Genomic DNA, 11520 nt, shown 5'->3' on the forward strand with positions numbered 1-11520 from the left:
TCAGTAATAGGTAAAAGAAATTTTTGTCAAAGGGAATTTGTACAAAATTAATTAAACTAACTGCTTGGCTAATAAATTCCAACGTGTATCAAAATTAGTGGTTGGTAGAAATTTAAATCCTGAACGAGAATAACGTGCCATCATACCTTCACAAAAAGCTAATAACTGACTGGATAAAATACGTTCATCAGTGATGAAAGCGACACCTTCACGAATTTTTCGTTCACGTAAAACTTGTTTGATTTGGGTCTCAATACGTTCAAATAGTTGGCTAATACGTTCTTGTAACTGTTCTTGTTCAAACATTAACGCATGCCCCGTCATAATTCTAGTTAATCCGGGATTTTTTTCAGAAAAGCCCAATATCAACGCTAGAATCAGCTGCAAGCGAGTAAAAGTATTAGGCTCATCTTGTATAATCACATTAATGCGAGACAATAAGATATCTTCAATATAGACAATTAAGCTTTCAAACATTTTCGTTTTGCTTGAAAAGTGTCGATATAGCGCTGCTTCAGAAACACCGACTGTTGCAGCTAATTTAGCTGTCGTAATTCTTTGAGTGCCTTCATTGGATTCAAGCATCTTTGCCAATGCTTGTAAGATATCTTCTTTACGATTTTTATTTTTGCTGCTCACAATCATTTTTTACCCGAATGTCCAAATCCACCCTCACCGCGTGCTGACTCAATAAACTCATCAACGATGTTAAATTCTGCTTGTACAACCGGAACAATGATTAATTGAGCAATGCGATCACCTGCTTCAATAATAAAAGGTGTTTGACTACGATTCCAAACGGGAACAAATAGTTGACCTTGATAATCAGAATCGATTAAACCAACCAAATTACCAAGCACGATACCATTTTTTGAGCCAAGGCCTGAACGCGGTAATACTAAAGCGGCCAGATTAGGATCGGCAATATGCATTGATAACCCCGTCGGCGTTAAGATAGTTTCACCAGGTTTGATTTCAGTGGTTTTATCAAACATCGCGCGTAAATCAATGCCAGCAGATCCTGCGGTTGCATAGGTAGGGAGTGGAAATTCATGACCTAAACGTTGGTCTAATACTTTTATATCAATTTTTCTCTTCATCGTGACTCGCTTTATATCGTGTTATAACTGCTTGAAGTAACTGTGTTGCTAATTGTTGTTTACTACTTAATGGCAATGTTTGCTCACCGTTTTGCCAATATAGCGTTAATGCATTTTTGTCGGAATTAAAGCCGATGGTTTTGTCTGAAACATCATTAGCGCAAATTAAATCTAGGTTTTTTGTGGTTAATTTTTTTAGTGCATAAGCTTTGACATCGTGAGTTTCAGCAGCAAATCCTACTACAAAAGGACGATGCGTTTTTAATGCTGCGACACTTGCTACAATATCGGGGTTTTTCACTAATTCAATAATAAGTTCATTGTTATCGCTAGTTTTTTTGATTTTTTGCGTCGCAATTGTTTTAGCATGATAGTCAGCAACCGCCGCGCACGAAATAAAAATAGTTGATTTTTGCGCGTGATTTAATGCTTCATCGTACATCTGTTTAGCGCTTTTAACGTCAATTCGGTTAACATGATTTGGTGTATCTAAATGAACCGGACCACTAATTAATGTGACTGTAGCGCCCATTTGAGCGGCTGCGTTTGCAATTGCAAAGCCCATTTTTCCTGAACTGTAATTACTAATGTAACGAACTGGATCGATTTCTTCGATTGTTGGGCCTGCTGTAATGGTAATAGATATATCTGAAAGTGCAGAAGTGGCTTTAAAATAGTGTGCAATTTGTTCAACAATAGCATGTGGCTCAAGCATACGCCCAGGTCCAATATCTCCACAGGCTTGGAACCCGTTATCTGGTCCTAAAATTAAAGTATTTCTTGAGGCTAATACTGATAAATTATGTTGCGTTGCTGCAGCTTTATACATTTGTTGATTCATTGCAGGCGCTATGGCAATCGGTGCAGATGTGGCTAAGCAAATCGTTGATAACAGGTCATCAGCAATACCGTTGGCCATTTTGGCTATAATATTGGCGGTTGCCGGTGCAATTAAGACTAAATCTGCCCATTTGGCAAGTTCAATATGACTCATAGAAAGCTCGGCAGATGGATCGAAGAGATCACAAGATACCTGATTGCCAGAAACGGCTTGTAGCGTCATTTTAGCCACAAAATGACTAGCAGAATTTGTCAGCACGACATGCACTTGTGCGCCTGCTTTTTTTAAATGGCGAACCAGATCAGGGCATTTATAAGCAGCAATGCCACCAGTAATGCCTAACAAAATACGTTTACCCGATAGACTCATGATCAAGCTTCCTTCACACCTAAGATGAAAGCGCTATATTACCACAATTCAGTTAGATAATAAGTAGCTCTTTCGCATTAGCTAATGTTGCCTCTGTAATTTTATCGCCACCTAATAATCTGGCTAACTCATTTAACCGTCCATTTTTATCTAATTTTTGCATGTCGGTTGAAGTTTGTTTGCTATTTGTTTGTTTACTCACAAAATAGTGCTGATTTGCTTGCCCTGCCACTTGTGGTAAATGGGTAACGGTAATCACTTGGGTTGATTGCCCAAGTTGCCTTAATAGTTGCCCTACTTTTGCGGCAGTTGGACCACTGATACCGACATCAATTTCATCAAAGATTAAAGCTGGCGTATCCATTTTTTGCGCCGTTAAAACTTGAATGGCTAAGGCGATACGTGATAATTCACCGCCAGATGCTACTTTAGCGAGCGGTTGTGGGCTTTGACCGGCATTGGTACTGACTAAAAAAGTGACTTGATCGGCGCCATCTTCATTTAATCGATTCCCGTCAAAAGCGATATCGATACTAAATTGCCCATTAGGCATGGATAATTCATGCATAATGGTCGTTACTTTTTTAGCTAATGTTTTGCTTATCGTTAACCTTTTTTGATGTAATTTAGCGGCAATGTCAACGGCGATTTGATGGTATTTGCTAATATCGGTTTTAAGTTGTTCATTTTGTTCATCTTGCTGATTTAGCTGTTTAAATTCAGCCAACAAGGTTTGATGCAAATCAGGTAATGCTTCGGGGGCAACATGATGTTTACGCGCTAAAGCAATTTGTTTAGATAATCGCTGTTCAAGTTGCATGATGCGTGCCGGATCGAGCTCTAAACGTTCATTATAATGCCGAAGTTCATCGCTTGCTTCTTTAATCTCAATGGAAGCCTCTTCAAGCATGTTATAAACATTATTTAAAGTGGGATCGAGCTCTGCCAGCTCTTGAACACTATTTTTAACATTTCTGAGTAAATTACTGACGTTATATTCATCGGCTTCATCTAACAACAACACAGATTGTTGGCTCAGATGGATCAATTGTTCACTGTTGGATAATCGTTTGTATTCTTCATCAATTTGCTGATATTCACCAGAAATTGGCGAAAATTCGTTTAACTCTTTTAACTGATATTGCAAAAGTTGCATATGCGCCTCACGCTCTTGTCGTGAGGTTTGGTATTGCTGGTAGGCTCGTGTTGCTTCTTTCCACTGTTTATAGGCTTGCTGCATTTGGGCAAGCAAGGTGGATTCATTCATATAATGATTTAGTAACAGCTGTTGATAATCACTGCGTAACAGCCGTTGATGTTCATGTTGCCCATGAATTTGAATCAACATTTGCCCCAAATCTTTTAATTGCGAAATAGGTACCGCACGACCATTAATAAATGCTTTAGAACGCCCATCTTGATTAATCACTCGGCGTAAAATGCATTCATTGCCCTCATCAAGCTGATTTTCGCTCAACCACGCAAATGCAGCCGGCGTATCATCCAGCACAAAACAAGCCGAAATATCAACACGATCAGCACCATGCCGAATAGATGAGGCATCAGAACGATTACCCAAGCATAATCCCAATGCATCAATAGCAATAGATTTCCCCGCGCCCGTTTCACCCGTAATAGCGGTCATACCCGAAGTAAAATCGACAAGAAGCTGATCCACAATAGCAAAATTATTAATAGTTAGTTGAGTTATCATAATAAATTAATACATAAGGCTAGTTATAATATTGGCAGTATAGCAGTAAAACCACTGTAAATAAATACAGGTGATTGTTTTTATTTTTTGAGGTGTTTTGGGGGAAGCATATGGGGTTATTCTGTCGTATCAATATTGACAATAATGATTAGGTTTAATTTAAAAAATGAATTAGTTGAGATTGTGCATCAATTACGGTAAGTTGAATGTAAAGATATAATTCATTCTAAATTAGATTGATTTATTATTTTAGATAAAAATTAAACAAAAGAGAAATAAAATGGGATTACCAGAAGAATTTAGGACTGAAAAAACATTAGCATTGGAAAATGAATTTAAAAAATTTGAAGTTGAGTTGTTAGAAAATTTAACTCACGAAGACTTTAGAATATTAGGTATGTATATACAAACTTACAATTTTATTGATTTAAACATTAGGCGTTGTTTTAATGTATTAAACGAAAAAGGAATTTTAATTACAAGTCAAAAAGAATTACATATTATTCCTAATTTAGTTAATAAAATTATATCTTGTCTTTCAGAATTAAGGCTAAACTATGAACAAAGAAAAGAGGCAGAAGAAAAACTTGAAGAAATAAAATTTCGAAGAAACCATAGAAATATTTTTGCTCATTTTGCTGCAAAAAGAATTCCTAATCAAGATGCAATTTTTTATGCTATATATGATATTGCTGATATAAGAGGATTAGTTAAACACGTATTATCGTATGAGAATTGGTTAGCTCAATTTACTTCAATGATTATTAAAATATAAGACTCTACTTATAGGGCCAATTCTACTTTGCTCCCTCCATCACCTTAACTGTGTACTCTCTAAACTCTTGATAATATTCTAAACTGCCAACTTAATACCAACCCTATCACATTGTAAGATCAAACGAAAAATAATGTAGCATATGTCACTCTAAGCAGTTATTAATCAAATCATTCTACCCGTTCACTTTTTAAGTTATATTTTTTGTAAAAAATATCCAGAATTCTATACCGTTTTAATAATAAATCATCATACACAATGATCTAGTTAAGTTAGTTTTACATGATTACCGTGCTCAATTATTTATCAACAAAACAAATTGCTCTAAAAATTACTTTTTCCTCAAAGCAATACAAAACGTTTTATAAATAAATTATCCTCCATTATTCCAATCACTTTTACAATCAACCAATCCTATTTATTCTTCTTTTATCTCAAACTACTGTGCAGTATAATCCAAACACCTATTTATTATAACTATGGAAAACCGAGTATGTTTGGAAATAAAACAAATCGCCAAGTAATTATTTGGACTACTATCATTGGTGGTTTTATGAGTGCTTTAGTTAAGTGGGGGTCTGAAGTTAATATGCCCCCTCGTGTTCCAGGGGAAATTTCGCCGCCTGCAGCCCACATTGATGCTTGGCTTGGTTGGTTAGATATTGATTCTCATTCGCTTGATTATATTTATCAAATAAATACTGTCTCTGGTGCAGTGACACTTTATCATTGGCTATTTAGTTTTGCCTTTGCTTTTGTATATGTTTATGTTGCCTATTTTTGGAATAATATTCGATTATGGTATGGGGCATTTTTTGGCATTCTTGTTACTATCGCTATGCATGGTTTTTTAATTCCATTACTAGGTTTTCGTCACCCTATTTATGATGTGGAAGGTACTGTTGGTTGGTTATGGAATTTAAATGGCTATGAGCTATGGAGTGAATTTTTAGGTCATATCTATTGGGGCGTATCGATTGAAATTTGTATGATTGCTGTACTTGCTCATTTTTCAAGACCAATTCATGGCAAGTGGCGTCAATAGCTGGCTTAGCTTTTATTAATTAATTTTGAATCCTACTATTTAACCATAGTGGGATTTTTTATTTTATTAGATATAGTTAAAAACTATAACAACTAATAAAAAACTATAATTATTCAATACCTGTTTTTTTTGTTATCTTCTTTATCACTGAAGAAAATGGATAAAAAGGGAACAAAAATGAATACTGCTGTTATTGGATATCCTCGTGTTGGTAAGCTTCGCGAACTCAAATTTGCAACAGAAGCTTATTTTAAAGGTAATAAAACCCAAGCTGAATTATTAAACGAAGCCAAAGCGTTACGTGCTGAGCACTTAAAACAACAAGCGGCACAAAAAATTGCTTTTATTTCATCGAATGATTTTTCATTTTATGATGCCGTACTTGATACCGCATGCTTATTGAATGTGATCCCAAAACGTTATCAAGATTTAGGTTTACCTGAACTTGACCGCTATTTTGCGATGGCGCGTGGTTATCAGGGCGAAAAAGGCGATGTGCGCGCGCTGGCTATGAAAAAATGGTTTAATACCAATTACCACTATTTAGTGCCTGAAATTGAAGATTCAGTACAGATTAAGTTAACAGGTACAAAACCTTTTGATGAATATCAAGAAGCCAAAGCACTAGGCGTGCAAACCAAACCTGTTGTGATTGGCGCATTAACCTTTTTTAAATTAGCACAATACTTAGGCAACAAACAACTGGTCGATTTTAAAGCAGATATTATTAAAGCTTATCAAGAGATCATCCAAAAATTCACAACGCTTGGCGCTGAGTGGATTCAAATTGATGAGCCAATTTTAGTGACCGATCTAAATAAAGACGATATCGCCTTATTTACCGAACTTTATCAAGCAATATTATCAGTTAAAGGTAACACCAAAATTGTTCTACAAACCTATTTTGGTGATGTGCGTGATTGTTATAAAGAACTTGTCGCTTTACCTTTTGATGGGATTGGGCTTGATTTTGTTGAAGGTAAACAGTCATTAGCTTTACTTGAAAATAATGGCTTCCCAGCTGATAAAGTATTATTTGCTGGTGTGGTTAATGGTAAAAATATCTGGAAAAATAATTATCAAAAAACCTTAGCTTTACTTGGTCAAATAAAACAAAAAGCCACAAATATTGTGATAAATACATCTTGTTCATTACTGCATGTTCCTTATACCTTACAAAATGAGACCAAATTAACTATTCAACAACGTGCTTATTTTGCTTTTGCTCAAGAAAAGCTACAAGAATTGGCTGAACTTGGTCAGTTATTTAATGATGCAAATCCTGATAACCATGCAGCTTATAAAACCAATCAAACACTATTTACCCGTGAACGTGAAGGTGCAAACCAAGCGGTTCGCCAAAAAGTGGCGGCATTAAGCGCGTCTGATTTTACCCGTTTACCTGAGTTTCCAGTGCGTGAAGCAGCGCAGAAAAAGGCCTTTAATTTACCATTATTACCAACCACAACCATTGGATCATTCCCGCAAACGCCTGATGTGCGTTTAAATCGTGCTAAATTCAAAAAAGGCGAAATTTGCTTGAACCAATACACTGAATTTAACCAACAAAAAATTGCTGAGTGTATTAAATTACAAGAAGAAATTGGCATTGATGTGTTAGTGCATGGTGAATTTGAGCGTAATGACATGGTCGAATATTTTGGTGAAAGCCTAAATGGCTTTGTGTTTACCGAAAAAGCTTGGGTGCAATCTTACGGTACTCGTTGCGTTAAGCCACCGATTGTTTGGGGGGATATTTCACGCTCTAAACCAATTACGGTTGCATATTCAAAATATGCACAAAGCCTGACTGATAAACCTGTTAAAGGCATGTTAACAGGGCCTGTGACTATTCTAAATTGGTCATTCCCACGGGAAGATATCTCTCAAAAAGAATCGGTATTCCAAATAGCATTAGCCATTGGTGATGAAGTGTTAGATCTTGAAGCGGCTGGCATTAAGATTATCCAAATTGACGAAGCCGCCTTAAAAGAAAAATTACCACTGCGTAAAGCGGATTGGAACAGCGAATATCTTGATTGGGCGATTCCGGCATTTAGATTAGTACACAGCAAAGTCCAAGCTGATACCCAAATTCACACGCATATGTGTTATAGCGAATTTGCTGACATCATTAAAGATATTGATGCAATGGATGCTGATGTGATTTCGTTCGAAGCCTCTCGCTCTAATCTGCAATTAATTGATGTGCTCAATGCCAATAATTTTAAAACCGAAGTTGGGCCAGGTGTTTACGATATCCATTCGCCACGCGTTCCGCCTGTTGCTGAAATTAAAGCGACGATTGAAAAATTACTGGCGAAAATTGATAAGCAAAAATTATGGATTAATCCAGATTGCGGTTTAAAAACACGTGGCGAAAAAGAAGTAATTGAAAGCTTGCAGCATCTTGTTGAGGCTACATTAGCAGTAAGAAAAACACTGAATTAGGCACTATTTTACAAAATCGTTAAGCTTATTTACTAAAACATCATAATTTGTTAATCCTGACACTTCCGTCACCTATTTGGGTGGCGGAAATGTCAATAAGGAGAATGAGTGATATAACGAATGGATAATACAAATGAAAACAAATCTATTATTTAATCAAAAAACGGTGTTCTCTTTTGAAGTTTTTCCCCCTAAAAAAACCTCACCTTTAGCAACCATTTATAGCACGCTGCGTGAACTGGGTTATTTTAAGCCCGATTTTATCAGTGTCACTTATGGCGCAGGAGGTAGCTTAAATGGTCAAACCACCATTGATATTGCGCATTCGGTTAAACATACTTATGGCATCGAAAGTGTTGCGCACTTACCGGGGATCAATTTTGATAAAGCCGAAATGCAAAAAATCCTACACGATCTTAAATGTGCAGGGATTGATAATGTGCTTGCTTTGCGTGGCGACATCAGCCCGAATGTACCGCCCAAAGATGATTTTCGTTTTGCCAGCGAACTGGTGACCTTTATTAAAGAAAACGGTGATTTTAACGTGATTGGCGCATGTTATCCAGAAGGTCATCTTGAAGCATCAACACTAAAACAAGATCTGATCCACTTAAAAGAAAAGGTCAATGCCGGTACTGATCAACTTATTTCACAGCTATTTTTTGATAACGACTATTTTTATGCATTTTTAGATAAAGCACACGATATGGGCATTAATGTGCCCATCGAAGCCGGCATTATGCCAGTGACTAATAAAAACCAAATTGAGCGCATGGTATCGATGTGTGGAGTGAATTTACCGAAAAAATTCAAACAAATGATGGAAAAATATGAACATCATCCTGATGCATTTCGTGATGCCGGTATTGCTTATGCAATCGATCAGATTGTTGATTTAGTTTCACAAAATGTGGATGGCATTCATTTATACACTATGAACAATAGCTACATAGCCAGACGCATTAGCGAAGCTGTCGCAACATTATTAGCTGTACCAAAATCAAAATAGTGATGATGAAAAAAGGATATATCAAGGATTGATAGGAATTGGTTGCGGGGGCTGGATTTGAACCAACGACCTTCGGGTTATGAGCCCGACGAGCTACCAAGCTGCTCCACCCCGCGTCAAAGAGATGGCTATATTATAGTAATAAAATAATAAAGCAATACCTTTTTAACTCAAATGCCACATTTTTAAACATTCTTGAGTAAATATGGCGTATTTTTTTACATAAACACACCTGCCTAAACGTTTTGACCCGTATTTTTATTTTCGTTAAAACCGAATATGCCAGAAACCTAACTACACTAAAATAGCAATCACCCTATAACTATTTGACTTTACTTAAAAACTTGAAATAAAACTTCAATAAAATCAATGCGCTACCTGAGCTGTTTTTATCAGAATTCACAAGCTTTATATAAAAGAGTAAGGTAATTATTGCGACTCTATGCTAAAAATAGCCTAGTTTTATTAGCATAAGCGAGAGAATATTGCGGGAATAACTTAATGATTTTTTTTTATTATATTCAAGATTATTATCATCATCTAAAAAATATTCACATTTGAATTCTTTATTGTCTTTTAAATATTGAAAATAACTGACATAGGCAAAACTATCTATTAACATGAGAACTGATTACTCATAACCGATTTTTTATATTAGCAATCATGCGATAAAACCAATACAATCTTTGTCACTTTGATCAATAGTTAGGTTTTATTGATAAGTTTATTTTTCTGTAACAGGAGCGATTTCAATCGATGAAACACGTCGGAAAGAAGAAAATGATTTTCTTTTTTAGCCCTGATCATTATTTGTCTCAGTGGTATCCTTGCCATTTTGTTATTGATAATATTCAATTTTCTAGTGCAGAACAGTGGATGATGTATTCTAAAGTGTTGTTATTTAAAGATATCGATAGTGCCAACGCCATTTTAGCTATCCCGTTATCTAAAATGCAAAAAAACTAGGGCAAGCAGTACGTCATTTTGATGAAAATATCTGGAATCAGCATAAAAAAGAGAGTGTTTTTGCCGGTAATTATGCCAAGTTTTCGCAAAATGGTGAGCTTAAACAATATCTATTATCCACCAAAGATAAAGTGTTAGCCGAAGCTAGTCCATATGACAAGATTTGGGGAATTAGTTTAAGCATTGATGACGAAATGAGATTTAATATAACGAAATGGCGCGGCAAAAACCTACTTGGTAAAGTTTTGATGCAAGTGAGAGAGGTTCTAAAAGCGTAATCTAAATTTAGTCATTAAAAGAGATGATGAATATTTGCTTTTTTAGGTCTATTTTTTGCCTAAACAACTATTTTTTATACTTAAATGCATAGTTACCTGAAACTTATTGACAAAACTTTTGACTTTGCCTACTCCCCACTTCTGGTTAATACGTTGCCGTTAAATTCATTTTTTCATTAAAATTCAAAAATATCCCAAGTCAGATCCAACTCGTTTCTAAAAATAATAAACCTGGAAACGTGTTGGAAAATATGTCGGGATATTGTATTTGTTATTATGGAAAATCGGTGCTTATTTCTGTATAAGAAAGCTTATTTGCAGTATTTTAGCAATATTACTCACTAGCAACGGTAAAACGTTGCTTAATATGTTTGGCTTTTTCTGCTTCATCAATCATGGCAATGGCATAATCGGCATAACTGATTTGGCTTTTTCCTTGGCTGTTAAATAAGACTTCTTCACCACCCAAGATATAATGTCCAGTTCTTTTCCCCTCAGCGTTAAACTCAATGGCTGGGCTTAAATAAGTCCATTGCACATCATCGCACGTTCTAAGCGCATCAAGTGCTTTGGCCATATTGGTGGCTAATGGTTTAAATGCATCAGGAAAATCAGGTGAATCAACCAAACGTAGTGAATGCTGTGGATTAACATATAAACTGCCAGCTCCCCCCACCACTAATAGGCGATTTGTTTTACCGCTTAATATATCCGTTAAATGCTTTAAACTGGTTTGATGTAACGGCAGTGATTCCAGTGCCCAAGTACCAAATGCATCGATAATCACATCAAAGGGTTTTAAATCAGTATAGGTTAATTCAAACAGATCTTTAATTAGCACATTTGCTTTTGGATCGAGCTGTTGACTCGCTTTACGCACTATTGCGGTAACGTCATGCCCTCGTGAAATCGCCTCTTTGACTAAAAGTTGCCCTGTTTTACCACTCGCACCAATAACTGCAATTTTCATAC

Annotated in this window: 11 protein-coding genes and 1 tRNA gene; 6 read left to right on the plus strand and 6 right to left on the minus strand. The window is 36.0% G+C overall.

The genetic code is table 11. From position 1 onward, the window contains the following. Window positions 1–51: 51 nt before the first annotated feature. The 4 genes from slmA to recN are packed head-to-tail and all read right to left on the minus strand — an operon-like array spanning window position 52 to window position 4024. Window positions 52–645, minus strand: coding sequence for a nucleoid occlusion factor SlmA (gene slmA, locus A9G22_RS04660; RefSeq protein ID WP_075508435.1), 594 nt, complete (start codon window positions 643–645; stop codon window positions 52–54). Beyond that, window positions 642–1100: a dUTP diphosphatase gene (gene dut / locus A9G22_RS04665; RefSeq protein WP_075508436.1), complete on the minus strand. Its 459-nt coding sequence runs from the start codon at window positions 1098–1100 to the stop codon at window positions 642–644. The genes slmA and dut overlap by 4 nt, the downstream gene beginning before the upstream one ends. After that, window positions 1084–2310 (minus strand): bifunctional phosphopantothenoylcysteine decarboxylase/phosphopantothenate--cysteine ligase CoaBC, encoded by a 1227-nt coding sequence (gene coaBC / locus A9G22_RS04670; RefSeq protein WP_075508437.1) that lies wholly within the window; start codon window positions 2308–2310, stop codon window positions 1084–1086. The genes dut and coaBC overlap by 17 nt, the downstream gene beginning before the upstream one ends. Window positions 2311–2362: 52 nt before the next feature. Continuing rightward, window positions 2363–4024, minus strand: a complete 1662-nt coding sequence (recN, locus tag A9G22_RS04675; protein ID WP_075508438.1) for a DNA repair protein RecN — start codon at window positions 4022–4024, stop codon at window positions 2363–2365. Window positions 4025–4304: 280 nt separating this feature from the next. Between recN and A9G22_RS04680 the strand changes: the two genes are divergently transcribed. From A9G22_RS04680 to metF, 4 genes are all read left to right on the plus strand, one after another. After that, window positions 4305–4799 carry a hypothetical protein gene (locus A9G22_RS04680; protein WP_075508439.1) on the plus strand — a complete coding sequence of 165 codons (495 nt, stop codon included), beginning with the start codon at window positions 4305–4307 and terminating at the stop codon, window positions 4797–4799. Between the two features lie 493 nt (window positions 4800–5292). After that, window positions 5293–5844 (plus strand): YagU family protein, encoded by a 552-nt coding sequence (locus A9G22_RS04685; protein ID WP_075508440.1) that lies wholly within the window; start codon window positions 5293–5295, stop codon window positions 5842–5844. Between the two features lie 177 nt (window positions 5845–6021). Then, window positions 6022–8295: a 5-methyltetrahydropteroyltriglutamate--homocysteine S-methyltransferase gene (metE, locus tag A9G22_RS04690; RefSeq protein WP_075508441.1), complete on the plus strand. Its 2274-nt coding sequence runs from the start codon at window positions 6022–6024 to the stop codon at window positions 8293–8295. A 133-nt stretch (window positions 8296–8428) separates the two neighbouring features. After that, entirely contained in the window at window positions 8429–9304 is an 876-nt protein-coding gene (gene metF, locus A9G22_RS04695; RefSeq protein WP_065586415.1) for a methylenetetrahydrofolate reductase [NAD(P)H], read from the plus strand. A gap of 39 nt (window positions 9305–9343) precedes the next feature. Here metF and A9G22_RS04700 read toward each other — a convergent pair. Continuing rightward, a tRNA-Met gene (locus A9G22_RS04700) sits at window positions 9344–9420 on the minus strand. 640 nt (window positions 9421–10060) lie between these two features. Between A9G22_RS04700 and A9G22_RS11075 the strand changes: the two genes are divergently transcribed. Next, window positions 10061–10270 carry an NADAR family protein gene (locus A9G22_RS11075; RefSeq protein WP_082264504.1) on the plus strand — a complete coding sequence of 70 codons (210 nt, stop codon included), beginning with the start codon at window positions 10061–10063 and terminating at the stop codon, window positions 10268–10270. 29 nt (window positions 10271–10299) lie between these two features. Beyond that, on the plus strand, window positions 10300–10548 hold the full coding sequence (locus tag A9G22_RS11805) for an NADAR family protein (RefSeq protein WP_081296938.1): 249 nt from the start codon (window positions 10300–10302) through the stop codon (window positions 10546–10548). 334 nt (window positions 10549–10882) lie between these two features. Here the strand turns inward: A9G22_RS11805 and A9G22_RS04710 are convergent, their stop codons facing one another. Then, complete coding sequence (locus A9G22_RS04710; protein ID WP_075508442.1) at window positions 10883–11518, minus strand: NAD(P)-dependent oxidoreductase; 636 nt, start codon at window positions 11516–11518, stop codon at window positions 10883–10885. Between the last annotated feature and the right edge of the window lie 2 nt (window positions 11519–11520).

The sequence above is a fragment of the Gilliamella sp. App2-1 genome (assembly GCF_001690255.1).
Taxonomy (GTDB): Bacteria; Pseudomonadota; Gammaproteobacteria; order Enterobacterales; family Orbaceae; genus Gilliamella; species Gilliamella apicola_G.

What these genes read in the sequence shown, in the direction of transcription:
- A9G22_RS04680 (WP_075508439.1), top strand. Translation starts at nt 4,305, where the DNA reads ATGGGATTACCAGAAGAATTTAGGACTGAAAAAACATTAGCATTGGAA.
- coaBC (WP_075508437.1), bottom strand. Translation starts at nt 2,310, where the DNA reads ATGAGTCTATCGGGTAAACGTATTTTGTTAGGCATTACTGGTGGCATT.
- A9G22_RS04685 (WP_075508440.1), top strand. Translation starts at nt 5,293, where the DNA reads ATGTTTGGAAATAAAACAAATCGCCAAGTAATTATTTGGACTACTATC.
- recN (WP_075508438.1), bottom strand. Translation starts at nt 4,024, where the DNA reads ATGATAACTCAACTAACTATTAATAATTTTGCTATTGTGGATCAGCTT.
- dut (WP_075508436.1), bottom strand. Translation starts at nt 1,100, where the DNA reads ATGAAGAGAAAAATTGATATAAAAGTATTAGACCAACGTTTAGGTCAT.
- metE (WP_075508441.1), top strand. Translation starts at nt 6,022, where the DNA reads ATGAATACTGCTGTTATTGGATATCCTCGTGTTGGTAAGCTTCGCGAA.
- A9G22_RS11075 (WP_082264504.1), top strand. Translation starts at nt 10,061, where the DNA reads ATGAAACACGTCGGAAAGAAGAAAATGATTTTCTTTTTTAGCCCTGAT.
- A9G22_RS04710 (WP_075508442.1), bottom strand. Translation starts at nt 11,518, where the DNA reads ATGAAAATTGCAGTTATTGGTGCGAGTGGTAAAACAGGGCAACTTTTA.
- metF (WP_065586415.1), top strand. Translation starts at nt 8,429, where the DNA reads ATGAAAACAAATCTATTATTTAATCAAAAAACGGTGTTCTCTTTTGAA.
- slmA (WP_075508435.1), bottom strand. Translation starts at nt 645, where the DNA reads ATGATTGTGAGCAGCAAAAATAAAAATCGTAAAGAAGATATCTTACAA.